Raw genomic sequence first — 21,931 nt, forward strand, 5'->3', positions numbered from 1 at the left:
GTCCTGCCACGCGGCCTGCGTCAGGGAATGAACCTGGTGTCCGGGTAGCGCGGATTGTTACCGTCGAACAGGTCGGTGGCGAGGTGTTTCAGGTGCAGGTCGAAGAACGCTGCGATGTAGTCCTGCTGTGCGCTCACCGAGCGGGCCGGGTGGATCGTGCCGACGGTGCGTTGCCGCGCCTCCTCGGTCAGCACGCTGGCACACTGCGGCACCGCGACCTGGAGATCGGTGAAGCTCATGTGGGCGGCGCCGTCGAAGTGCAGGTCGCGTTTCCACGCTTGCTGATTGGTCCAGAACTGGCCCCAGCTCGTGTCGAAGTCGGCCAGGTGCGAGTGCTCGAATTTGCGGCCGGTCGCCGGATCCACGCCGTCGGCACCCACCAGCATGAACGGGCGGTCCACGCCGTGCTGCACGATCTCGCCGACCTTCCCGACGCTCATGCTGCCGTCGAGATTGATACCCGCGCCGATGCGCTGGTCCTGATACATCGCCTCGCCCGCCGCGTAGCCGCCTAGCGAATGGCCGAACATGCCGACCTTCGACAGGTCCAGCGCGCCCGGCAATCCCGTGGGGAGGGCACGATTTTCCGCGTCCGGGTTCTCGCCGTGGTTCAGGCGGGTCAGCTGGTCGAGCACGAACCTGGTGTCGGCGACGCGGGCGTCGACCGAGGTCGCGAGATACTGCGGATCCGGGTGGGCATCGCTGGTGACCAGGCGTCCGCCGGGGAACTCGACCACGCTCGCGTCGTAGGTGTGTGAGATGGACACGACGATGTAGCCGTGACTGGCCAGGTCGTCGGTGCGAACCGAATTGAGCTCGCGCTCCACGCCGAAACCGTGCGAGAACAGCACGACCGGCCAGGCATCGCCGGTGCGGTCCACCTCGACCGAGGCGCTGGCCTGGCGTTTGGTGCCTGCCCAGTCGATCGTGCCCGGTTTCAGGCCGTTCTCGGGCGAGCTGGCCGCGAGCCGGTCGACGGCGGCCGCCACGGCCGGCGACATCCAGGCGGCGCGTTCACCGGTGCGTTGCGCGGGGTAGGTCACGGTGACCATCAGCTCCCGCTTGTCGGCCGGATGCCACGGGTCCGGCCGCGAATCCACCAGGTGCAGGTCGGTGGTGCCGACCGGATAGCGCCCGCTCAGCGGCGGCAGGGTGATCTTCGCCGCAGCCGAAGTGGTCGGCTCGGGCGCGTTCTGCTCGCACGCGGTGAGCAGGACGGTCGCGGCCATGGCAGCGGTCAGCGCCAGCGCGCAGCTGCGCAATGTGATCACTTCGGTGGTCCTCCTCGACGTTCGGCTCGAGCTCATGATGGCAAGAGTTGCGTCGCGAGCGCGTCAGCCCGGCGGACGACCCGGTGTACCCCGGGATGCGTAGGGGACTACCCCCACGGGACCAGTCCTTATCGCCAGGCAACCTCGGGGGCGGTCACCGTTCTGCTTAGACTGTCGAACGAGTGGAGAGGACACCCCTGATGAAGCGAAACCTGAACTGCCCCTGCGGAGAAGCCATCGTCGGCATCGACGAGGACGATCTTGTCGAGAAGACGAAGGCTCACCTGGCCGAGAATCATCCGGGTCACGAGTACTCGCGCGACGAGATCTTGTTCATCGCTTACTGATTCGTCGATCGGCTCGGCTCCGGCCAGAGCACCTGATCCTGCGGGCACAGGCTGGCCGAGCGGGTGGTCGGCACCGGGCCGGTGCCGGGGGTGAAGGTCCACTGGGCGATCGGTCCGGCCGCTTTCCAGCGCAGCGCACCCGTCGCGTCGGCGACCACCTCGTACACCGACTCGCTGCCATCGACGAGCTGGGTACCCACGCAGTAGTCGTTGTACTCGGTGCCCGGCTGCTGCGCGCCCGCACTGAAGTTGCCTGCCGGCGCGGTGGTGGCGCCGGGATTGGCGACGGTGCTCGGCGCGCGGACGGCCGCGCCCCGCTGCCACCGCGGTGCGCCGAGTTGATCTGTCGCACAGGTGAAAGCGCGGCCGCCGGCCACCACGGTCGTGCCTTGCGCATAGCCCGTGCCCGCCCACAGGCAGTCGCCGCCCGGTGCGGCACTCGCGCTACCGGTTGCCGCGCCGATGAGGGCCGCGGTGGCCACCGCCGCCACGGTGAGGGCGAGTGCGCCGCGCAACCGGGTGGGACGCACGGTGGCGTCGTGAGCAACTGAAGCGGGTTCGTTGTTGAGCATGTCCCGACCGTAGAAATCGGTGACCGGACCGAGCATCACGCCGCAGTACCATTTGCCGTCAATACCGCAGTGCTAAGGGAGATTCCGGACCGCGCGGGGTGCTGGACTCGGGGTCGGTCGCCGGTGCGATGAGGCCTCGGCGACTGTCCGATTCGGTCAGCGCAGGCAGGTGTCACAAGGACGCCGATTCAGTGTTCACCGGATGGGCCGGCTTGAAACCTGCAAGAGGGCGGCGAGCGCACACTCGAGAAGTTCTTCGGTGACGGCTACCGGATATCACCGAAACATGTTCTCCTGTATGGACTCTCGAAGGGTGAACTAACCCGGGGAATTTCGTTCGTCGCGCTGCTGAGCGGGAGGTCCGATGATAGGATGGATCGGAACTGAGGGATGTTCGGGCAGATAAGTTCCTCGGCTGAAATCGTTTGGAACAAGGCGGAACCCGCCTTGTTCTTCGTGTGCGAGAGGGGACTTGAACACGAACGCGGTATGGGTGTGCCTGAGGCACGTGGTGTAGGTCGAGCGGTAATTCCTTTCGGTCGGAATACCGTCCTTTTGTTGCGTCCGGAGCCGAATTGTTCCGGATCCTGTTTGTTGTCGCGGCGATCAGGGTGGTCGTCGTGTTCCGGTGCTTTGTTCGGCCATATACCTTGGCGTACAAGCATGTCCGTCGCGGCCTTCGCGGCCGCCGGGCAGGTCCAACTCTTAAGCGTATCCACGCTGACTGCGGTTTCGGGCTGGAACTGGTAGTTTCCGAAATGTTTCCGAAAGGCGGAGCGGGGGATCTTCGGGTTAACACCTTTCACAAATAACGCCGCGAATCACGCTGGCGATCCGCAGATTGCGAATGCAGGGGCGTTTCGACACCGTATCGTTGCCGGAACTCTGCCAATGTGAAATATTGCTGTCCGCGCTAGTTAGTCACTGCTGACCCGGCACAGCGCCGTGCCTACCGCATCGATTCGTCCCGCTTGTTGTGGTGGTTCGGATCGGTACTGGCAGCGGGGCGAAGTGTGCTACGGAATGATCTCGGCTTCGACGCAGGAGTACCGCCGTGAGTGAACACAGGTTGAACGTGGACGACGATGCGAGAGTCGGAGTTGCCGACGTAGTCATCGAGATTCCTATCGAGTCGATAGACATCAGCGGCGCACTGCGCGTGCGTGCTGAGGACTCGGCGCATACGCAGGTGCTAGCGACGACCGAGGCGGAGCTGCCGCCGATCCTGGTGCATCGAGAAACCATGCGGCTGATCGACGGCGTGCACCGTCTGAAGGCCGCGAAATTGAAGGGGGACAGCGTCATCCGGGCACAATTCTTCGACGGCACCGAGGAAGAGGCGTTCGTGCTCGCGGTACAGGCCAACATCGCGCACGGCCTGCCACTGTCGATCCTCGATCGCAAGGCCGCCTCGCTGCGCATCATGCGGATGTACCCGCTGTGGTCGGACCGTAAGGTGGCCGAAGTCGCTGGGCTGGACCACAAGACGGTGGGTGCGGTGCGCAGGCAGTCGTCTGGGGATGTTCCCCAGACGAGGCACCGGTTAGGGCGCGACGGCCGGATGCGCCGAGTGCGCCGCCCGGACGTCGAACACCAGCGCCGTAAGAAGTCCTGCGACGGCTCCGACGGCGCGCCGCTCGCACCGGATCCGGCACCGCCGGAGCGGGTTTGCCCCTCGTCGGTATTGCAGAGCCTGCGCCGCGATCCGTCGCTGCGCCTCACCGAAACCGGGCGCACGGTATTGCGCTGGCTCGACGCCAGCCCGCGCACGCCGACCCAGTCGCTCGATCTGGCCGATCGCATCCCGGAACACTGTCTGAATCTCGTGCTCGATATGGCCCGGCAGAACGCGGCCAACTGGCAGGACTTCGCGACGCGTATCGGCGATCGACTACACAGTAAATGACCGTGCATTTTACCTCGCGATACGGTGCGTGACTTGCGAATCGAATCTTGTCCGCAGGTTGCGCGTCGGCGAGCCTTCGGTGCCGCGACCCACCGCGCATACGCCTACGGCGTCGGCGCTATTCGGCACGGAGCAGCCGCTGCTCGACTGTGCCCAGTCGATTGCGGCACCGAAGGTCCGTCGGAGCACCACCGAAGGTCCGCCGGAACACACCGTCGCGTCGCGGCGCGATCGTGCTACCGGTCCGGCTCGGCGGCTTGATATTTCGTCGCACTTGCGCCGAAAGTGCTGCCGCTCGCGCGCATGTGCGGGACACTTCGCCGAATTGCGGAGCGGGGAAAGTTAATTAAGTCGTAATACAAACTCCCCAGTACGTCCCCAGTCGAAAATAATGCCCGCAGTGTGGTTCTACTTGGATATGAAATACCCACATCGAAGGGCGGCTCGCTACACCGCTACCGTGGTGTTCGTTTTAGCGGCAACGGTTTTCACGACCAGCTCCGGTGCGCTCGCCCAGCCCTCGTCGACACCGACGCCGACCACCCCTTCGACGTCGTCCCCGACGACCACCTCGTCCCCGACGATCGAATCGACGACCTCGACCGATCCGACGACATTGGCACCGACGACCGATTCGGCCACCTCGGCACCGACCACGTCGCCGACGACCGATCCAACGACGTTGTCGCCCACCACCTCGCCGTCGCCGACAACCTCGTCGATACCGACCACTACCACCACCCCGCCGACCACCAAGCCGGGCATCTTCGAACTGCCCTCTCTGCCGCGGAACATCTTCACCGATCCCGACGGCATCGCCATGCGGGTGATCTTCAAGAACCCGCTGCCGATCCCGCCGGGCACGCCGGCCGAGGCCCCCGCCATCGCGCAGGCTCAGGCGCAGACGGTCCAGCAGGTCTTCGGTGCGGGGTCGGTCGGCAACCTCGTCGTCGACCAGGTTTCCCCGGCCGATCAGGGCTCGACGGTGCAGCTGCGTCAGGAGATCGACTCGGTGCCGGTCTACGGTGCGACGGTCGCGCAGTCGCTGGCCGCCGACGGCAAGCTCATCTCGGCCACCGGCGCACTGTCGCAGCAGGCGAAGGGCAAGTACCCCACCGGGACCAGCACGGCCGGCCCGCCGCCCGCCGCGGTAGCGGCCACCGCATTGCGCGCGCTCGCCGAGCAGACCAAGCAACCGCGCGACAAGTTCGCCGTCGCCGCGACGACCGCCAAGTGGTTCGACCCGAAGCTGGCCGCCAAGAACTCGACGGCGCCCAGCGTCGCGGTCCCCGCGTACCAGGTCTCGATCAAAGGCGCTGCCGGGCAAGGCAAGCAGCCCGTGCAGTGGGTCGTGTTCGTCGATGCCAACAACACCGGACGGGTACTCGGCGGCTGGAGTAGTCGCTGAACACCCAGCGGCTCATCGCTTTACCGGATCGGCCTGGTTGCTCGTAGCGAGCCGCCGGGCCCGCCGGGGCAGAACCTGCAGATTGCCGAGTTGGCATTTCCTGCAGTCGATTACAGATCCGATCGGGCAACGACACGTTCGCGCGACCGAGCTCGCTCATCGGATCGCCTACCAAAGAGGTTGTGCACCATGCGAATTCCCAAGTGGTCAGACAGAGGCAATCCGATCCCCGTCGCGCTGCGGGCGCGGCCGGTCGCGGTGTCCGCGTTGGCTCTCGCGTTGAGCCTGTCGGCCGGCGTCGCCGCGGTCGCCGCACCGCCGCCGGATGCGCCGAACGGTGCCGCCGCGAGCGCGGCCGATCCGACGCCGGGCTCGGACGGTCTCGGCGACCCGTACTACCCGCAGGACGGCAACGGCGGCTACGACGCGCTCCACTACGACGTCGCCATCGACTACACCCCGTCGTCGCACAACCTCAAGGGCAAGGCCACCATCACGGCGAACGCCACCCAGAACCTGTCGGCGTTCAACCTCGACTATGCCGGTCCCGCAGTCGGTTCCGTCGCCGTCAACGGTCAGCCCGCGCAGTTCAAGCGGACCGGCGAGCACGAACTCGTGGTGACGCCGAAAGCGGCACTGCCGCTGGGGCAACCTTTCACCGTCGTCGTCGACTACGCGGGCACGGTGCCCAACACCAACGGCAACGGCTGGACGTATTCGCCGTCCGGTGGCGCCTTCGCGGCGGGCGAACCGCATTCGGCGACAACGTGGTACCCGCTCAACGACACGCCGCTGGACAAGGTCACCTTGACGGTTAAGGCCACGGTGCCGACCGGCTGGGATGTGGCCTCGAACGGCATCCGCACGTCGGACGTGGCCGCCGGGACGGGCAAGCACACCGTCACCTGGGAGGCCAAGGATCCGATCATCGGGTATCTGTCCACGATCGCGATCGACAAGTTCACCCGACTGAACCAGAAGGTCGGCAATACGCCGCTGGAGAGCTTCTTCGCGCCCGGCGGGGCCCAGCAGAAGAAGGATCTGGAAAAGAAGCTGCCCGGCGTGCTCGCTTTCGAAGAGCAGCTGTACGGCCCGTATCCGCACGAAGCGGGCGGCGGCATCTATGTGGATACCGATCTGCAGTTCTCACTGGAGACTCAGACCCGGCCGATCTACGCGCCGTGGACGGATCTGAACACGCTGATCCACGAGAACGCCCATCAGTGGTGGGGTGACTCGGTCTCGGTCAAGGATTGGCGCGATGTCTGCCTGAACGAATGCTTCGCCAGCTACACCGCCGACATCCTGTACCCGGAACGGGTCAATCATCAGAACGCCGATCAGATCTATCGCCGGGCCCTCGCCAGTGCCGATCAGCAAAATGTCTGGGCGACACCGCTTTACAATCCCGGCAAGGGCAACGAATTCACCACCGTCTACACCCGTGGCCCGCTGTTCCTGCACGCACTGCGCCGTTACATCGGTGACGACGTATTCTTCACCGCCGTCAAGGATTTCGCGCAGGGCCACAAGCACGGCAACGCGTCGATTCCCGAGTTCCGGCAGTTCGTGCAGTCCCGCACCACCAAGAAGCTGGACGGTTTCTTCGACGCGTGGCTGAATGGCAAGAAGCGGCCCGCCAGCGAATACCTGTACCCGGGCAGCCTCAGCAACCAGGGCATGCAGGCAGCTCCCGAGGCACCGGGCACCGACGCGTGGCCGTTCGGGCGCGGGGATCGGAAATGACGTCCGTCTCTTCGAGACCCGCTTTACCGCGATCGATAAGGTCCTTCGTCATGGCGGCCACCATCGCACCGTTCATTGTGGCCGCGCTGCACGCGGCACCGGACGAGCGCGTCTCGTCACCTGCTCAGTGTGCGCAGGGCGCGATATCGTGCGGGCCGGTCAACTATGCGCCGCAGAGCGGGCAAGGGGTGAATGCCGGCACGGCGACGCCGGTCGCCAGCAAGGGTGTCTTCAAGAAGAAGCCGGTCTATGTAGCGGCTTGATCGCACACGGTGACCGCCGCGGGTTTCTGCGGCGGTCACCGTCGTGTGCGGGCTGACGGATTGACGGCCGGGCTACCGTGGGTGTTGTTCTTCGATGGATCATGCACTCGTCTTGGAGGCTTCTTGCGCACCCTGGCCCGGTTACTGCTCGTTCTGCTGGTTCTTGGCGGTGGTATGGCGTCGACGGTGCCCACAGCGCTCGCTGAGCCTGTTCCGCCGGTCGTCGTGGATGGTGTCACCCAGCAGAAGATCGATGCGTTGCTGGCGTTGCGGGCCGGTGCGCCCGCCGGGCAGAGCAAGGGTGAGTTGGTCGAGCTGTTGTCGCGGCAGTTTCTCGGTACGCCGTATGGGGCCGACATGCTGATCGGGTCCGCGACGCAGCCGGAACAGCTCGTCATCGATTTCCGGCGGGTGGATTGCTTCACCTATCTCGACTATGTCGAGGCGCTCAGTAGATCGGCCGACCGTGGCCAGTTCGACCAGAACCTGATCGATACGCGGTATACCGGTGGGCGCGTTGAATTCTTGCAGCGCAAGCACTTCTTCAGTGATTGGGTGAGTACTCCGCGAGTTGCGGCCACCGATATCACCGGCGCGTTGACGACGGCCGCAGTGACTGTTGGCAAACATCTCAATGCGAAGGCGGACGGCGGGACGTATCTTGCCGGGCTGCCGGTGGTGGATCGCAGTATCACCTACATTCCCAGTGCCGCCGTTGACGACGGTGTCATCGGTGGACTCCGTACTGGCGATTACCTCGGTGCCTACACCGACCAGGCGGGGTTGGATGTTACGCATGTCGGGATCTTCGTCATGACGCCGAGCGGTCCGGTTTTCCGGAACGCGTCCTCGCTGGCGGCGAACAACAAGGTGGTCGATTCGCCGTTGGCCGAATACGTCCGGTCGGTGCCGGGCATTGTGGTGTACCGCGCGCAATAGTCGGCCGATGAGTTCTCGAGGCCGGCCACGTCAGATTCTGTACCGACTACAGAAGGACATCGCGACGTGAGCAAGCCCGAAATTCTGCTGGAGGGAGTCGTGTTCGGCGAGTCCCCACGCTGGCACGACGGACGACTCTGGTTCTCCGACTGGGGCGCGAATCAGGTGATCGCCCTGGGGGCGGACCACCGGCCCGAGGTGATCGTGCAGATCCCGTCGTTCCCGATGTGCATCGACTTTCTGCCGGACGGGCGACTGCTGATCGTGGACTCGGCGCAGCGCAGGCTCGTGCGGTTGGAGACCGACGGGTCGCTCGTCACGCACGCCGACCTGTCCGTCGTGTCGGACAAGCCATGGAATGACATCGTGGTCGACGATCGCGGCAACGCCTACGTCAACAGCATCGGTTTCGATTTTCCCGGCGGTGAATTCACGCCGGGCCCAATCGTGCTCGTCACACCGGCGGGGCGCGTCGAACAGGTCGCCGACGGCCTCGCTTTCCCGAACGGGATGGCGATCACGGCGGACGGCGCGACCCTGATCGTCGCGGAGTCCTACGCCAACCAGCTCACCGCCTACGACATCGAGCCCGATGGGCGTCTTGCAGGTCGCCGTGTATGGGCGGCGACACCGGGCGATCATCCGGACGGAATCTGCGTCGACGCCGAGGGCGCGGTCTGGTACGCCGACGTGGGCAACAGGCATTGCGTTCGAGTTGCCGAAGGTGGCGAAGTGCTGGGCAAGGTAGAACTCGACCGCGGCGCATTCGCCTGCGTACTCAGTCGCGGGGACAATCCGAAACTGTATGTCGTAGGCCAGAATTGGGGCGGACCCGAGTCAGCGGAACCCACCGGTCAGGTGGTGGCCTTTCCGGCCCCCGCACCGGGCGCAGGGAGACCGTGACCGGGTTGCGCGATCACGGGTCGTCGGGATCGGGCGGCTCCAACTCCGCACGTGCTCTGCGGGCGCTGTAGTACGCCCCGAGCGCGGCGAGGCCCGCCAGTATCGCGCCGATGTACAAGCAATTCGTCACGCCACCAGACACTTTGAACGACAAGCGGGCCAAGACCAAGCCGACCGCAATCATGATGAGCACGGTGGTTTCGAGTATGACAACGTACTTCGGCGTCGGGGGTTGACGCATCCAGGCCCTCCTGGTGGTGCGAACGGTGAGTCCCGGGGCGTACATGTAGCTGATCAATAGCTGATATTCGAAACATAGCAAGGATTGATCAATCTGACAAGACGCCTTACCGGATTGAATTCTTGCCAAATGCGGCGACTCAGTTGGTCGGCATCGTCTTCCGCAGGAAGGCGACCAGTGCTGCCGTCGTCTCATCGGGGCGCTCGAGGTTGGGGAGGTGGCCTGCGCCGGCGGGTTCCAGGTGCCGGGCGTCGGCGAGCAAGCGGGGGAGCCGGGCGGCGATCTGGCGGAAGTCCGGCAGATCGTGCTCGCCGGAGATGGCCAGTACCGGCGCGCTGATCGCGGACAGGTCGAAGGCGACGTTGTTCCGGCCCTGAGCGTCGGCGGCGGCCAGTTGGAGCTCGAAGGCACGGCGCTGCATCTGATGGACGGCTTCCCGAGTCTTCGCGTCCGCGTCCGGTCCGAGCCACGTGGTTACGTTGAGTTCCACCGCGGCCGCGACGTCTCCGGCTTCGAGTAAGGCTTCCTCGCGTGTGTCGAACGCGCGCAGGTCCGGGCCGGGATCGTGGTCGGGCACACCGGTACACAGCAACGCCAACGCTGTCGCGCGCTGCGGCCAGCGTGCGGCGATCTCCAGGGCGACCTTCCCGCCATAAGACGAGGCGACGAGTGCCGCTTGCTCGAGACCGAGCAAGTCCAGGAGTGCGAGGACGTCTTCGGCATCGTTGAACACGTCGGGCGGCACCGGCGCCTGGCCGAAACCGCGGAAATCGCAACGCACAACCCGATATCCGGCATCGATGAGCGCAGTCCACTGCGGATCCCACATCCGCCGGTCGCACACGCCCGCGTGCAGCAGGACCGCCGGCGGACCGTCGCCTGCTACATCGTGGGGGAGAACCATCGCTCGGACGCTAGTCGGCGTCAACTGCATGCGCATCCGAATAACTTGGCGGTCGGGTCCAGGGATTTCGTTGTGCTGGGTAGTCTCTGCGGATGACCGACCGAGGAACAGGCGATGCGAGGGGCCCTATTCGGACGGAGCGGGGGCTGGAGCGGTTGATCTTCTTCAGTGATGCGGTGGTGGCTATTGCTATCACGTTGATTGTGTTGCCGTTGGTCGACAATGCTCGTGAGGTTGCGGATTCTTCTACGTCGAAGTTCTTGTCCGAGAACAGTTATGGGCTTATTGCGGCTGGGGTCAGCTTTGTGGTGATCAGTTCGTTCTGGCGGGAGCATCATCGGCTGTTCGAGCGGGCGACCGGGTATACGCGGCTGCTGGTGCGCATCAATATGTTGTGGTTGCTCTGCATCGTCGCGTTGCCGCTCGCGACGGTTCTCGATGTCTACTCGCACCGGGGTGACCGGCTCGCCATCGGCATCTACCTGGGGGTGATGATCGGTGCGATGACGCTCAGCCGATTGGCGGAGTTGGTGCTGTATCGGGCGAACCTGCTAGCGGACGCCGAGCGAGTGACAGGCATCGACATTGCGGTGCGCTGGATTTCAGTGGCAACGGTGTGTTTAGCACTCGTCATCGCGCTGTCGGTGCCGCACGTCGGGCTGTGGTCATTGCTGCTGTGGATAGCAGTGGGCCCGGTCGAGGGTGTCGTGAAGCGGCGGTGGAAAGCGCACCAAACCAGCTGAGCCGCAACATCAGCCGTGGAACTCGCGCACACGCCTCGTCGCGGCGGGCGGGGCTGAACCCCATTGTCAAAGCCGCCCACCGCGTGCACACGGCAGTCCCGGGTCCACAGACACTCCATACCCCTCACAGGGACTGCACGTTAGCGGGTGCACAGCCTAAACAAGGGGGCACCGGTCAGCGCCGGCCGTGCCGTACCCAGTTTCACCACAGATCCGCACCCTCACTTGGGATTGGCACTCGGAATAGGGCCCTAAAGTCGGTGCCGATCCCGAGTGAGGGTGCGGATTCTGCTGTCCGCGTGGCGCGTTGGAGGCCGCTCACCCTTTGCGTGAGCTGCACACCGGTCCGATCGAGGGCATGGTGAAGCGGCAGTGGAAAGCGCACGAAACCAGCTGAGCCGCAGGGAGGTTCACAGAACGTGCATACCCCTCACAGGGGCTACAGTCCTTGTGAGGGGTATGGCGGATCTGTGGGTCTGGTGTGTGCCGGCCGGTGGTCGGTAATCAGCGTGGCCATAGGGTGCCGGAAGGTTTCGACGGGCGGGATCCGTTGCCGTTGCGCGTGGGTGGGCCGGCCGAGGGGTAGCGATGGTCAGGGTGGGGAGCGGCGGCGATGGTGGGGTTGGCGTTGGTTATCGCGCTGTCGGTGCCGCATGTCGGGCTGTGGTCATTGCTGCTGCGGATTGCAGTCGGCCCAGTCGAGGGCGTGGTGAAGCGGCGCTGGAAAGTGCGTCGAATCAGCTGGGCCGCAACGTCGGCGCGCGGCTGAGAGCATCGCTCAGGGGTGTGCAGCGGGCGGAATGGGGGGCCGACTGGTCGCGGTTGGTTGTGCCGGAATGGGTTTCGGTGCTGGGGCTGGTGGCTTCTGGTTAGGAGCTGGGGCGGCTGGCTGCTGCTTGGGGGCCGGGGCGGCTGGAGCTGGTGCAGTCGGTTGTTGCTGGGGAGCAGGAGCGGGCGCAGGAGCCGGTGCGGTCGGTTGTTGCTTGGGAGCCGGAGCCGGAGCTGGCGCAGGAGCTGGTGCGATCGGCTGTTGTTTGGGTGCGGTGGTTGCTGGAGCCGGTGCGGTCGGTTGTTGTTTCGGTGCGGGTGCGGGTGCGGGTGCGGGTGCGGGTGTCGGTGCCGGAGCCGGAGCCGGAGCCGGAGCCGGAGCCGGAGCCGGAGCCGTTGGCGGCTGTTTGGGTGCGGAGGTAGCCGGGGCTGGTGCGACCGGTTGGGTGGTGGGTTGGACCGGCGGGGTCCGGCTGGGTGTGGGCTGCGGTGCCGGTGGCTTCGGCGTTGTTGTCGGAGTTGTCGTGGTGGGTGTTGCTGAATTGGGTGCCGGTGTTGCGGTGGTGGTTTGGAGTGGCTTCTGCTCGGTGGTTGCCGGTGCCGGTGCCGGGGCGACTGGCGGTTGGTTGTTGACCTGCGGTGGTGTGGTCATGGCGGGTGGCACCGGCGCAGGTGTCGTCGACGTTGTCGGCGCGACGGAAGTGGTTGTCGGGGTCGGCGTGGTCGTCGGCGTGGGTGCGGGCGGCGTGGTGGTGTCGGGTTGTGTTGTGGTGGTGGGAGTTTGGGTGGGCAGCGGTGTGGTCGTCTGCGGGATGGTCGACCCGTCCGGCGTGGGCGGCGGGCAGAAGACACCGCACGGGATCGGTGCTCGGCCGGGGATGTTGATCATCACCTGGATTCTGATTTCCAGCGTGCCCGTGGGGTTTTGGGGATCGGACGGGAGTGGGTCCGTCGTGGGTGCCGGGTTCGGGTCGGTGGTCGCGTCCGGGGCGGGAGCGTCCGTGGGGGCAGCGGGGTCGGCGGGATCGGCGACGGTGGCTGTTTCGCCTTGGCTCATGCTCGAGCCCGCACCGTCGGGCATGCCGCCGCTGGGCGTGGCGTCGGGGATGGGGGCGAGCTCGCCCTGGGGTGGGGCGCCGCCGGTCTTGTAGGCGTTGGACCAGCTGAGCACCTTCGACGCGTAGTCGAGGGAATTGTTGTAGCGCAGGACCGCTCGGGTCTCCTGCTTCGGGTCGCGCATGTCCAGGTTGCCCGAGCACAGGTATTTGCCCGCGCCGAGGACGGCGTCGAAGATGTTGTTGGGGTCGGACTTCCGGTCGCCGTTGCCGTCCGCGGCGTAGAGAGACCAGGTGCCGGGGAGGAATTGCATCGGGCCGACGGCGCGCACGTAGCCGCCCTCGGCGGCCTTGATGACCTCATTGCCGGGCAGGGTGCCGTCCAGCGCTGGGCCGTAGATGATGCCGCGGGTGGTGCCGTCGGGTTCGGTGCGCCCGTTGCCCGCATGATTGGACTCGACCTTGCCGATGCCGGCCAGCAGGTGCCACGGCATCCCGCAGTGGGGGGTCGAGGCTTGCAGCGACAGTTCGGCATTGCGGTAGGCGGCGAGCGCGATCTCCGGAATGCCCCGGGTCGGCACGTTGGGCAGGGCGACATCGTGGATCGGGACCGTGGCATCGGGCCCCGGATCCTGCGGCGGATCTGCTTGCAGGTGCTGCGATTTGGGCGAGGTCGGGATCACGATGACCGATTGATCGGCCGAATTGTCCTGACCGGTGGGTGTCATCGCGGAGGCCAGTACACCGTCGGGCACTTTGCTTGCCACGGAACCGGAAATCAGCAGCCCGGCAAACACGAGCGCGGATGCGGTAATCGGACCGGATATTCGCATCGGCTTACCAATCCTTCGTCGACGTCGACGGTTACCTGCGCGGTACCGCCGCCATTTTTCACCGCGACAGCTATTTCCCGTTGTTCGCTGCAGAACGACGCCGGACGACGCACCTCAGCGGACATGAGAGCTGTTGTACAAGTGGATATCTCATGAGAGCTGTTGTACAAGCGGATGTCTCGGTCAACGGGCAGCCCGCAGCCGCCGTGTCCCGAACAACCGGCGCAAGCATGACATGAACGAGCTGCCCGGAGATCCCCAGTAGAAGTGGGGAATTCGGCATGTTCCGGTGCGGTGGCGGATCGGTGATCGCCGAATCGGCGCATATCCCCAGTTGGGAAGGTCCCCACTCATATCTTGCACGCTGCTCCATACTTCTGGATGCCCCCTAAAGTTGTACCGGAGGTACGCTATGCGAAAGTTTCTATACCCCTTTGCATTCGGCGCAGCCGTGGCTCTCACCACGCTTGTCATGCCCGGTTTAACCGGTAACGCAGCCGACAATCCACAAACAACCGAGCGCGCGGTCACCGATATCGTGCCCGTCCCCGTCGAGGCCAAGCCCGACGCAGGCGCGAACTTCAAGCTGACCGCCGCCAGCGTGATCCGCGCCGAACACCAGGCCAAGGACGTCGGGGAATACCTGGGCGGGTTACTCCGGCCCGCGACGGGTTTCCCGCTGCCGGTGGTGGAGCGCTATGACCTGGCCAAGCCGGGCATCACCCTCGAGCTCGGCGACGCGGGCAAGCGCGTCGGCGACCAGGGCTACCAGCTCACCGTCGCCAAGTCCGGCATCACCCTGAAGGCGAACACCACGGACGGACTGTTCGGCGGCGTGCAGTCGCTGCGCCAGCTGTTCCCCGCGGCGATCAACAAAACGTCGGTGCAGCACCAGGATTGGACGGTGTCCGGCGGCAAGGTGCTCGACTATCCGCGCTTCCGTCAGCGCGGCGCGATGCTCGACGTGGCCCGCCATTTCTTCAAGCCCGATCAGGTCAAGCGCTACATCGACCAGATCGCCCAGTACAAGGTGAACACGCTGCACCTGCACCTGACCGACGATCAGGGCTGGCGCATCGAGATCAAGAGCTGGCCGAAGCTGGCCGAGATCGGCGGCCAGACCGCGGTGGGCGGTGACCCCGGTGGCTACTACACCCAGGCGCAGTACACCGACATCGTGAAATACGCTGCCTCCCGGCATATCACGGTGGTTCCCGAGGTCGACATGCCCGGCCACACCAATGCCGCGCAGGCGTCGTACGGCGAATTGAACTGCGACGGAAAGCCGGTGCCGCCGCGCACCGACATCGAGGTGGGTTACAGCTCGCTGTGCATCGCGAGCCCGACCACCTACAAGTTCGTCGAGGATGTCATCCGCGAGCTGTCGGCGCTCACCCCGGGCAAATACATCGATATCGGTGGTGACGAGGCGCATTCCACCTCCGCGGCCGACTACAAGACCTTCTACGACAAGGTGACGCCGATGCTGGCCACCTACGACAAGAAGGCGACGGGCTGGCACAACATCGTGGTGACCAACCCGCCCACGTCGGCGATCCCGCAGTACTGGGATACCGCCAACACGAATGCCGATGTCGCGGCGGCGGCCAAGCGTGGCAACAAGATCCTGATGTCGCCTGCCAACAAGGCGTACCTGGATATGCAGTACAACAAGGATTCACCGCTCGGTCTGCACTGGGCGGGCTATGTCGAGGTGAAGGATTCCTACAACTGGGATCCGGCCACCTTCCTCCAGGGCGTTTCGGAGAACCAGCTCGCCGGGGTCGAGGCGCCGCTGTGGTCGGAGACCTTGCGGACCAGCGCCGACATCGAGTACATGGCCTTCCCGCGGTTGGCGGGGATCGCCGAGATCGGCTGGTCACCGGCCGCGACTCACAACTGGGACACGTACCGGTTGCGGCTCGCCAAACAGGGCCCGATCTGGGCCGCGCAGGGGATCAATTTCTACCGCTCCCCGCAGGTGGACTGGAAATAGCCGACGCTGCGCAATAATCCGAAGGCCACTTCGGAATTCCATCGCAAGGTTCGTTCGAAATACAGGATCGTCCCCCGATACGATCCGGAAGGAGTCCGAAGTGTCGCCTTATCGAAAAACTCTGATCGCCGGCTTCGCGCTACTGACCGGGCTGGGGGCGTTCCTGACCCCGGTGACCGCAGTGGCCCAACCGCAGGCCGCCGCGGTCGACAGCGACGGTGACGGGTTGCCCGACGCATGGGAGATCAACGGTTACGACGCCGACGGCGACGGGAAGATCGACGTCGATCTGCCGAAGATGGGCGCGGATCCGAAGCACAAGGACCTGTTCGTCGAGATGGACTACATGAACGGGCGCCTGCCGACCACCGCGGCGCTCGATCGGGTCACCGGGGTGTTCGCCGCCGCCCCGGTGACCAACCCGGACGGCCGCAACGGGATCAACATCCATCTGGACGCGGGCAACGCCAGAGGCGCCAAATATGATCTCGGCGGCGGCAATCAGGTGCCCTACGACAGCAATCTGTCGCCGGTGGACGATCAGGTCGCGGCGATCAAACGAACCAACTTCGCCTCCGCTCGTTCGCATATCTTCCACTACATGATCTGGGCGGATTCCTACGACAACGGTTGCAGCAGCGGCATTTCGCTGGGCATCCCGGCCGACACCTTCATCGTCGCACTGGGCCCGCAGTGCAACTGGAATCCCGGTGACGACGGCAATGTCGGCACGTTCATCCACGAACTGGGGCACAACCTCGGCCTGAAGCACGGTGGCACCGACCACGTGAACTACAAGCCGAACTACCTCAGCGTGATGAACTACAGTTTCCAGTTCTCCGGTGTACCGAAGACGGACGGCAGTGCCAACTTCGGTTACTCGAATGTGAATCCTCCTGCGCTGAACGAGAATTCGTTGCAGGAGCGGCAGGGTCTCGGTGCGGTGGCGGCAGGCTGGAAGACGGTGTACTTCTGCCCGGACAACACCCGCAGGAAGACCGCCGGATCGGCGGACCAGCCGATCGACTGGAACTGCAACGGTTCCATCCAGACCGGCGCCGTCAAGACCAGCGTGAACAACGACCGTAACTACAACACGCTGCAAGCCCAGAACAATTGGGCCTCAGTGGTATTCGACGGTGGGAACGTCGGCCCGGTCGGCGTCGAATCACGGCAGCTGCCGGAACGGTCGCCGGAGGAAATGACGAAGCAGGAGTTCGACCGGCTGCAGTCGAGCCTGCGCGAGAACTAGTCACCTGAACGCTGCCCGGCGGTGTGGCCTCGAACGAGGACACACCGCCGGGAGTGTTTGCGCGGCAACGAGATCGGTGACTTACCGGTGATCGGCCAGCTCGCGTCGATCGGCCGTCCCGCGATTCTTCGCGAACATCGCGATCACCGCGGTCAGTATTGCGCCGACCGCGCCACCGCCCGCCACCTGACCGATGACCTGCCCCAGATCGAGGCCGGATCCGGTCGCCGCCTGGATGATCGCGCCGGTGACACCGCCACCGACCGCGCCCGCAGCGCTATTTCCGACCAGGCCGAAGCCCTTGCCCGCACCGGCTATGTTGCCGCCGACGAGCCCACCTAGTACGCCCAATAGCCATTCCATTGTCGTTCCTTTCCCGTGGTCGATTGCTCTGGCTAGCTGCGAGTGCGCGGTGCGTCGCGGTGCATCTCGTGTGCCCCTGCGACATTCGCAGTGCCGCGCTGTGCTGCGCCGGCAGCAGTAGCTGCGGCAGTGGCGTCAGTACGTGGCGGCACAAATCCCTGTCGATCACCCGTCGTGGCCGCCGAGGTGGGTGCGGCCGGTCCGCGGGTCGTGCGCGTTGTCACGGGCGTCGGGTCCGCGCGTCGACGGCCGAGCATGCCGAGCAGCCCGCCGACGACGGCCGTGATGGCCAATCCGATGGGGATGCCCCACCACCTGTTGATTCCGGAGTTGCCGGAGTCATTGGTCACGGCCACATCGGGATTCGGCGCCGCGACGTCGGGCGAGTTCACCCGGAATCCCGGTAGGGTCGCGGCTAGCTCGGGCGGCAGTGTCGCCAGGCCTTCGCTGTCGGACCACTTGATCTCGGTGCCGCCGGGGCCCTCGAAGTTCGCGGTCGCGACGCCGTTATCGACGGTCATATCCGAGCGCGGGTAACCGAAAGGCCCTGTGATACCGCCACTTTCGCGCCAGGCGTCGAGCACCTTGCCCTTGATCGCCCAGGCGCCCGTTTCCGGCTTCCAATAGATCGCTGCCCCGCCGGGCTCGGCGAAATCGTTGAAGCGGCCGACGGCGTCGCCCGCGCCGGTCTCGTCGTTGGTGGGGAAACTCAGCGGACCGCTCGGCCCACCGAGGGACTTGTACTTCACCAGGATCTCGCCGTACACGGCTTTGGCGCCGGTGTTCGGCGAGAAGTAGATGACGCCGCCCTGGTAGGCGCGCTCGGCACCGCCGGCAACGTCGGTGGCCGGGCCGAGCGGCGCGCCGAGGAACGAGCCCGCCCCGCCGAAATCGGCGTAGTGCGCGTCGATCGCAGTGGTCGCCTCCGCTGACGGATCAGCCACTGCGGACGGTGCGGTGGCCAGCAGCCCGGAGGTGAGTAGCGCAACGGCGCCGACCGTGAGCGACGTACGACGCCGGGTCTTTCCTCGATGGGTATTCAATAGTTCAGGCATGATCTCCTCGATTCGTCAGTGCGATTCGCGAGCCGACAAAGCTCGGCCGGTACGGACACGATCGATCAGCTACAGGCGGGCAATTCCCCGGTTCCCCCGCGATCAAACGCGGCTTTTCGCTGGAAATCGATGGTCGGCAGGCGAGTAAGCCGGAGTTTCGGGATCGAATTCGAACAAGTCAGCTACTACAGGGCGGCGACCGGGCGATCGATCGTCGACCGGCCTGAACCAGGCCATCAGCGGAAATACTGTCCGATGTTCGGCGGATACCCCGGCCGCCCCGCGACGGCCAGCATTGCTGCATGGATGTATTGGTCACGCTCGTCGCGCTGGCAATCGGTGCGATCGCCGTCTGGGGCACCATCAGCTTCTGGACCGAGGGCCCCTACGAGCAGAACCACCCCGACCCCACCCTGCGCCGATTCCGCACCGACGACGACCAGTGCGACCGATAGATCGCGCCCCTGGCCCGCAATGGGTGGCCCGGTGAATCTTGCTGACGGTGGCTGAGACGGTCTGCTAGATTTGCGTTACCGGCGGTACCGGGTTCATGAAATCCGGGGGCGGCGGGCGGTACCAGACATCGTCGTTGGGAGTTGCCGTGGGCACAGCGGGCACCGTTGCCGCGTTCGATCGTCCGGCCCGGCGGGCCGGTGCGATCGAGCGATTGCTGTCGGATGCTATCGCGTTGGTCGGTGGCTTCTCGACACAATCTTCCTTATATGACGCGGTGCCCAGCTCGCTGGTGGACGCGGACTTCGTTCCGGCCGCCGAGCTGAATGTGCGGCTGTTCTTCCGGTTTTGGCTCGATGGCGACCAGCCGACCGAGGAAGATACCCGTCCACTGGTCGAGCGGGCGGTGTCGCTGGTGCACGACGGGATGCGGTTGGACGACGTACTCGGGAATTATCGGGCGGGCGTCGATTTCCTCTGGTCTCAGCTGCCGAACACGGCGTCCCCGTCCGGGCGGGCGGCGCTGGCGGAGATCGGACGGCCGCTCTCCGAATATCTTTCGCTGATGACGGCCCGCATCGCGGTGGCCTGCGTCGAGGATGCCCGGCGGCGGCCGTGGGACGAGCTGGAACGGCGGCGCGGGATCGTGGACGCGCTGCTGGCCGGGCGTGATCCGGTCGATTGGGTGGGTGATCCGGCGGTGCCGGTCGCGGAGGCGTTCGTGGTCGCGGTGATTCGCCCCGGCGACCCCGGGCCCGGCACGCTGACCGATCTGCGACGTCGCATCCATGATCTTCCCGGTGCGTTCCTGCGCCGCGACATCAGTGGCTGGACGGCTTTGATTCCGATCGATTCGGGCGACGACAGTGCGGCGGTCATCGAGCATCTGTCTCTCCGATTGGCGCCGGGAATCGCCACGGGCGCACCGCCTTTGCTGTGGATCGGTGTTTCGCCCGCGATGACGCGCGCGGCGATACCGGCGTCCTTCGCGGAGGCGCGGGTCGTCGCGGAACTCGGTCGCTGCCTTTCCCGCAGCGAGATGATCTGCCGCCGGCAGGATCTGCGGCTGGAGTACGCGGTGGCGGTCGACGGGTCGGTGCGCAAAGAGCTGGCCTCGGTGCTGGAGCCGCTCGCCGATCAACCGGTGCTGGCGGAGACGCTCGGGGTGTTCTTCGCGAACGAGTGCAATCAGAACGCCGCGGCCAGACTGTTGTTCGTGCACCGCAACACCATCACGTATCGGCTGGCACGGATCGCCGAACTCACCGGATATGATCCGCAGCGGCCGACGGAGGCGATGACGTTGTCGGCGGCGCGGACCGCTCAGCTGTTGGAATCGAAGGCATTCTCCGCGTGATTTCGTGCGGGATTCGGGATTTCGGTGCCCGCGGGATCGGTTTCTATGGATGTGCACAACTGCCCCAGCGGGCAGTCTGTCGGTTTGTCGATAGCGGGACGTTCTCGCGCGGGGGTGTACTGACACCAGTTCGGTCTTCGCATGATGCCGATCACACGCGACGAGACGAGGGTGCATGTTCGGGGAGAGATTCACATGGGCTGCGGTGCCATTGACGGCGCTCTGCCTCGCGGTGTCCAGCGCCGGGATCGCGGCAGCCGATCCGTATCCGGCGTTCCCTCCTGATCAGAATCAATTGCCGCAGTTGCCCGCTGAGCCGCAAATCTACGACCTGCTGCCCATCCCGGTGCCTGCCGAGGACCCGTGGTACGCCGACCCGGCGGATTTGGCGTCGTACGCGCCGGGACAGGTTATTCGCTCGCGCACCGTGCAGACCCGGATACTCGGCATCCCGTTCCCGGTCGACACCAGGCAGTTGTTGTTCCGCAGCAACGACATTCGCGACAACCCGATCGCGACCGCGACCTCGGTGATCACGCCGGGGATCCCCTGGGCGGGCGGACCGCGGCCGGTGGTTTCGTTCCAGGAGGCGATCGACTCGACGAACTCGGCCTGCAACCCGTCCTACACGCTGCAGGTCGGCACCATGAAGGAAGCCACGCTGGTGGCGGGCTGGCTGGCGCAGGGTTTCGCGATCAACGTGCCCGACTTCGACGGCAAGTTCAACACCTTCAACACCTTCGACGAGGGCAAGATGGTGCTGGACAGCCTGCGAGCCATGAAAAACGAAGCGTCGCTGGGGCTTTCGGATTCCGGCATCGCCATGTACGGCTATTCGGGTGGTGGTTCCGGGTCGATCCGGGCGGCCGAGATGCGCGAAAGTTACGCCCCCGACGTCCGGTTGCTCGGCACGGCCCTCGGTGGCACGCCTGGTGACCTGCGGTTGCAGGCGCGGTATGCGACCCAGCAGCAGCCGGGGCTCGCCGGAATCAGCAACTTCACGATGTGGCTCGGATTCGCCGGGCTGTCCCGCGAGTTCCCCGAACAGTTCGATGCGGCGAAGCTGCTGACCAAGGAAGGTCAGGCGATTCTGCAGGACATGCAGAGTCGTTGTGTCTACACGGTGGCGCTGTCGGGGATGTATCGGCCGATCAGCGACTACTTCAATCCCGGCATGACGTTGGAAAACGCGCCGGGGGTGATGCAGGTGCTGCAGGAGCAGAGCCTGGGCCAGCACATTCCGGACAGCCCGATCTTCTGGGCGCACGGGATCTGGGACGAGCTGATTCCCGCGTCCGTGGTCTTGCCGGTGGTGAACGAATACTGGAACCGCGGTGCGGACCTGCGGTTCTACACGATGCCGCTGCCCGAACACATCGTCAACGCGGGCGCGGTGTGGGCACCCGCCGTGGCCTGGATCAGTGCGGTGCTGCGTGGTCTGCCGCCGGGACCGCGCTTCAAGGCCGACTTCCAGATTCCCGGCTAGTCGCTGACGAGCGATCGGCTATCGCAGGCGACCGCCGCGATAGCCGATCGCCGTGGTTAGCGGCCGAGCC

At 65.4% G+C, this 21,931-nt stretch carries 22 protein-coding genes; 14 read left to right on the forward strand and 8 right to left on the reverse strand.

Annotation, left to right across the window (positions count from 1 at the left end; all coding sequences use genetic code 11):
- Nucleotides 1-20 precede the first annotated feature (20 nt).
- On the reverse strand, nucleotides 21-1,271 hold the full coding sequence (locus ACFWF1_RS28795; RefSeq protein ID WP_379288413.1) for an alpha/beta hydrolase family protein: 1,251 nt from the start codon (nucleotides 1,269-1,271) through the stop codon (nucleotides 21-23).
- Nucleotides 1,272-1,471: 200 nt separating this feature from the next.
- Here ACFWF1_RS28795 and ACFWF1_RS28800 point away from each other — a divergent pair, with 200 nt between their 5' ends.
- Nucleotides 1,472-1,618, forward strand: a complete 147-nt coding sequence (locus ACFWF1_RS28800; protein WP_357390253.1) for a DUF1059 domain-containing protein — start codon at nucleotides 1,472-1,474, stop codon at nucleotides 1,616-1,618.
- Here the strand turns inward: ACFWF1_RS28800 and ACFWF1_RS28805 are convergent.
- Nucleotides 1,612-2,190 (reverse strand): hypothetical protein, encoded by a 579-nt coding sequence (locus ACFWF1_RS28805; protein WP_379288411.1) that lies wholly within the window; start codon nucleotides 2,188-2,190, stop codon nucleotides 1,612-1,614. The two genes, ACFWF1_RS28800 and ACFWF1_RS28805, sit on opposite strands and share 7 nt — an antisense overlap.
- A gap of 1,054 nt (nucleotides 2,191-3,244) precedes the next feature.
- Here ACFWF1_RS28805 and ACFWF1_RS28810 point away from each other — a divergent pair.
- Complete coding sequence (locus ACFWF1_RS28810) at nucleotides 3,245-4,096, forward strand: ParB/RepB/Spo0J family partition protein (RefSeq protein ID WP_379288409.1); 852 nt, start codon at nucleotides 3,245-3,247, stop codon at nucleotides 4,094-4,096.
- Between the two features lie 447 nt (nucleotides 4,097-4,543).
- Here ACFWF1_RS28810 and ACFWF1_RS28815 read toward each other — a convergent pair whose 3' ends face one another.
- A complete protein-coding gene (locus ACFWF1_RS28815; RefSeq protein ID WP_379288408.1) occupies nucleotides 4,544-4,918 on the reverse strand; it encodes a hypothetical protein in 375 nt (124 codons plus the stop codon).
- Here ACFWF1_RS28815 and ACFWF1_RS28820 point away from each other — a divergent pair.
- The 5 genes from ACFWF1_RS28820 (at nucleotide 4,917) to ACFWF1_RS28840 (ending at nucleotide 9,355) form a co-directional block, all read left to right on the forward strand.
- On the forward strand, nucleotides 4,917-5,504 hold the full coding sequence (locus ACFWF1_RS28820; RefSeq protein ID WP_379288406.1) for a hypothetical protein: 588 nt from the start codon (nucleotides 4,917-4,919) through the stop codon (nucleotides 5,502-5,504). The genes ACFWF1_RS28815 and ACFWF1_RS28820 overlap by 2 nt on opposite strands.
- A 189-nt stretch (nucleotides 5,505-5,693) precedes the next feature.
- Nucleotides 5,694-7,250: a M1 family metallopeptidase gene (locus ACFWF1_RS28825; RefSeq protein WP_379288405.1), complete on the forward strand. Its 1,557-nt coding sequence runs from the start codon at nucleotides 5,694-5,696 to the stop codon at nucleotides 7,248-7,250.
- A gap of 50 nt (nucleotides 7,251-7,300) precedes the next feature.
- Nucleotides 7,301-7,513, forward strand: coding sequence for a hypothetical protein (locus ACFWF1_RS28830; protein ID WP_379288404.1), 213 nt, complete (start codon nucleotides 7,301-7,303; stop codon nucleotides 7,511-7,513).
- A gap of 123 nt (nucleotides 7,514-7,636) precedes the next feature.
- Nucleotides 7,637-8,452, forward strand: coding sequence for a DUF1460 domain-containing protein (locus tag ACFWF1_RS28835; RefSeq protein WP_379288402.1), 816 nt, complete (start codon nucleotides 7,637-7,639; stop codon nucleotides 8,450-8,452).
- Nucleotides 8,453-8,518: 66 nt separating this feature from the next.
- Nucleotides 8,519-9,355 (forward strand): SMP-30/gluconolactonase/LRE family protein, encoded by an 837-nt coding sequence (locus tag ACFWF1_RS28840; protein WP_379288400.1) that lies wholly within the window; start codon nucleotides 8,519-8,521, stop codon nucleotides 9,353-9,355.
- 13 nt (nucleotides 9,356-9,368) lie between these two features.
- On the opposite strand, the gene ACFWF1_RS28845 is transcribed toward ACFWF1_RS28840, so the two are convergent.
- Together ACFWF1_RS28845 and ACFWF1_RS28850 are read right to left on the reverse strand one after the other, a co-directional pair.
- A complete protein-coding gene (locus tag ACFWF1_RS28845) occupies nucleotides 9,369-9,596 on the reverse strand; it encodes a hypothetical protein (RefSeq protein WP_379288398.1) in 228 nt (75 codons plus the stop codon).
- Nucleotides 9,597-9,735: 139 nt separating this feature from the next.
- Nucleotides 9,736-10,500: an alpha/beta fold hydrolase gene (locus ACFWF1_RS28850; RefSeq protein ID WP_379288396.1), complete on the reverse strand. Its 765-nt coding sequence runs from the start codon at nucleotides 10,498-10,500 to the stop codon at nucleotides 9,736-9,738.
- Between the two features lie 92 nt (nucleotides 10,501-10,592).
- Here ACFWF1_RS28850 and ACFWF1_RS28855 point away from each other — a divergent pair, with 92 nt between their 5' ends.
- Together ACFWF1_RS28855 and ACFWF1_RS28860 are read left to right on the forward strand one after the other, a co-directional pair.
- Entirely contained in the window at nucleotides 10,593-11,243 is a 651-nt protein-coding gene (locus ACFWF1_RS28855; protein ID WP_379288395.1) for a TMEM175 family protein, read from the forward strand.
- Between the two features lie 613 nt (nucleotides 11,244-11,856).
- Entirely contained in the window at nucleotides 11,857-12,012 is a 156-nt protein-coding gene (locus tag ACFWF1_RS28860; RefSeq protein WP_379288393.1) for a hypothetical protein, read from the forward strand.
- A gap of 9 nt (nucleotides 12,013-12,021) precedes the next feature.
- Here ACFWF1_RS28860 and ACFWF1_RS28865 read toward each other — a convergent pair whose 3' ends face one another.
- The gene (locus tag ACFWF1_RS28865; RefSeq protein WP_379288392.1) at nucleotides 12,022-13,899 is read right to left on the reverse strand and encodes a lytic transglycosylase domain-containing protein; all 1,878 of its coding nucleotides are present in this window, start codon (nucleotides 13,897-13,899) and stop codon (nucleotides 12,022-12,024) included.
- Between the two features lie 472 nt (nucleotides 13,900-14,371).
- Here ACFWF1_RS28865 and ACFWF1_RS28870 point away from each other — a divergent pair, with 472 nt between their 5' ends.
- Both ACFWF1_RS28870 and ACFWF1_RS28875 read left to right on the forward strand, forming a co-directional pair.
- Nucleotides 14,372-15,895, forward strand: coding sequence for a beta-N-acetylhexosaminidase (locus tag ACFWF1_RS28870; RefSeq protein ID WP_379288390.1), 1,524 nt, complete (start codon nucleotides 14,372-14,374; stop codon nucleotides 15,893-15,895).
- A 100-nt stretch (nucleotides 15,896-15,995) separates the two neighbouring features.
- Nucleotides 15,996-17,147, forward strand: coding sequence for a hypothetical protein (locus ACFWF1_RS28875; RefSeq protein ID WP_379288389.1), 1,152 nt, complete (start codon nucleotides 15,996-15,998; stop codon nucleotides 17,145-17,147).
- An 81-nt stretch (nucleotides 17,148-17,228) separates the two neighbouring features.
- Here ACFWF1_RS28875 and ACFWF1_RS28880 read toward each other — a convergent pair whose 3' ends face one another.
- On the reverse strand, nucleotides 17,229-17,510 hold the full coding sequence (locus ACFWF1_RS28880; protein WP_379288387.1) for a hypothetical protein: 282 nt from the start codon (nucleotides 17,508-17,510) through the stop codon (nucleotides 17,229-17,231).
- Between the two features lie 32 nt (nucleotides 17,511-17,542).
- Nucleotides 17,543-18,565 carry an LGFP repeat-containing protein gene (locus ACFWF1_RS28885; protein WP_379288386.1) on the reverse strand — a complete coding sequence of 341 codons (1,023 nt, stop codon included), beginning with the start codon at nucleotides 18,563-18,565 and terminating at the stop codon, nucleotides 17,543-17,545.
- 302 nt (nucleotides 18,566-18,867) lie between these two features.
- Between ACFWF1_RS28885 and ACFWF1_RS28890 the strand changes: the two genes are divergently transcribed.
- From ACFWF1_RS28890 to ACFWF1_RS28900, 3 genes are all read left to right on the forward strand, one after another.
- The gene (locus tag ACFWF1_RS28890; RefSeq protein WP_379288384.1) at nucleotides 18,868-19,020 is read left to right on the forward strand and encodes a hypothetical protein; all 153 of its coding nucleotides are present in this window, start codon (nucleotides 18,868-18,870) and stop codon (nucleotides 19,018-19,020) included.
- 146 nt (nucleotides 19,021-19,166) lie between these two features.
- Nucleotides 19,167-20,375 carry a PucR family transcriptional regulator gene (locus tag ACFWF1_RS28895; protein WP_379288383.1) on the forward strand — a complete coding sequence of 403 codons (1,209 nt, stop codon included), beginning with the start codon at nucleotides 19,167-19,169 and terminating at the stop codon, nucleotides 20,373-20,375.
- Nucleotides 20,376-20,550: 175 nt separating this feature from the next.
- Nucleotides 20,551-21,861, forward strand: coding sequence for a lipase family protein (locus ACFWF1_RS28900; RefSeq protein ID WP_379288381.1), 1,311 nt, complete (start codon nucleotides 20,551-20,553; stop codon nucleotides 21,859-21,861).
- Nucleotides 21,862-21,931 lie beyond the last annotated feature (70 nt).

Source organism: Nocardia sp. NPDC060255 (genome assembly GCF_042727395.1).
Taxonomy (GTDB): domain Bacteria; phylum Actinomycetota; class Actinomycetes; order Mycobacteriales; family Mycobacteriaceae; genus Nocardia.

What these genes read in the sequence shown, in the direction of transcription:
- ACFWF1_RS28800 (WP_357390253.1), top strand. Translation starts at nt 1,472, where the DNA reads ATGAAGCGAAACCTGAACTGCCCCTGCGGAGAAGCCATCGTCGGCATC.
- ACFWF1_RS28805 (WP_379288411.1), bottom strand. Translation starts at nt 2,190, where the DNA reads ATGCTCAACAACGAACCCGCTTCAGTTGCTCACGACGCCACCGTGCGT.
- ACFWF1_RS28820 (WP_379288406.1), top strand. Translation starts at nt 4,917, where the DNA reads ATGCGGGTGATCTTCAAGAACCCGCTGCCGATCCCGCCGGGCACGCCG.
- ACFWF1_RS28815 (WP_379288408.1), bottom strand. Translation starts at nt 4,918, where the DNA reads ATGGCGATGCCGTCGGGATCGGTGAAGATGTTCCGCGGCAGAGAGGGC.
- ACFWF1_RS28825 (WP_379288405.1), top strand. Translation starts at nt 5,694, where the DNA reads ATGCGAATTCCCAAGTGGTCAGACAGAGGCAATCCGATCCCCGTCGCG.
- ACFWF1_RS28830 (WP_379288404.1), top strand. Translation starts at nt 7,301, where the DNA reads ATGGCGGCCACCATCGCACCGTTCATTGTGGCCGCGCTGCACGCGGCA.
- ACFWF1_RS28845 (WP_379288398.1), bottom strand. Translation starts at nt 9,596, where the DNA reads ATGCGTCAACCCCCGACGCCGAAGTACGTTGTCATACTCGAAACCACC.
- ACFWF1_RS28850 (WP_379288396.1), bottom strand. Translation starts at nt 10,500, where the DNA reads ATGGTTCTCCCCCACGATGTAGCAGGCGACGGTCCGCCGGCGGTCCTG.
- ACFWF1_RS28855 (WP_379288395.1), top strand. Translation starts at nt 10,593, where the DNA reads ATGACCGACCGAGGAACAGGCGATGCGAGGGGCCCTATTCGGACGGAG.
- ACFWF1_RS28860 (WP_379288393.1), top strand. Translation starts at nt 11,857, where the DNA reads ATGGTGGGGTTGGCGTTGGTTATCGCGCTGTCGGTGCCGCATGTCGGG.
- ACFWF1_RS28865 (WP_379288392.1), bottom strand. Translation starts at nt 13,899, where the DNA reads ATGCGAATATCCGGTCCGATTACCGCATCCGCGCTCGTGTTTGCCGGG.
- ACFWF1_RS28870 (WP_379288390.1), top strand. Translation starts at nt 14,372, where the DNA reads ATGCCCGGTTTAACCGGTAACGCAGCCGACAATCCACAAACAACCGAG.
- ACFWF1_RS28880 (WP_379288387.1), bottom strand. Translation starts at nt 17,510, where the DNA reads ATGGAATGGCTATTGGGCGTACTAGGTGGGCTCGTCGGCGGCAACATA.
- ACFWF1_RS28885 (WP_379288386.1), bottom strand. Translation starts at nt 18,565, where the DNA reads ATGCCTGAACTATTGAATACCCATCGAGGAAAGACCCGGCGTCGTACG.
- ACFWF1_RS28890 (WP_379288384.1), top strand. Translation starts at nt 18,868, where the DNA reads ATGGATGTATTGGTCACGCTCGTCGCGCTGGCAATCGGTGCGATCGCC.
- ACFWF1_RS28900 (WP_379288381.1), top strand. Translation starts at nt 20,551, where the DNA reads ATGTTCGGGGAGAGATTCACATGGGCTGCGGTGCCATTGACGGCGCTC.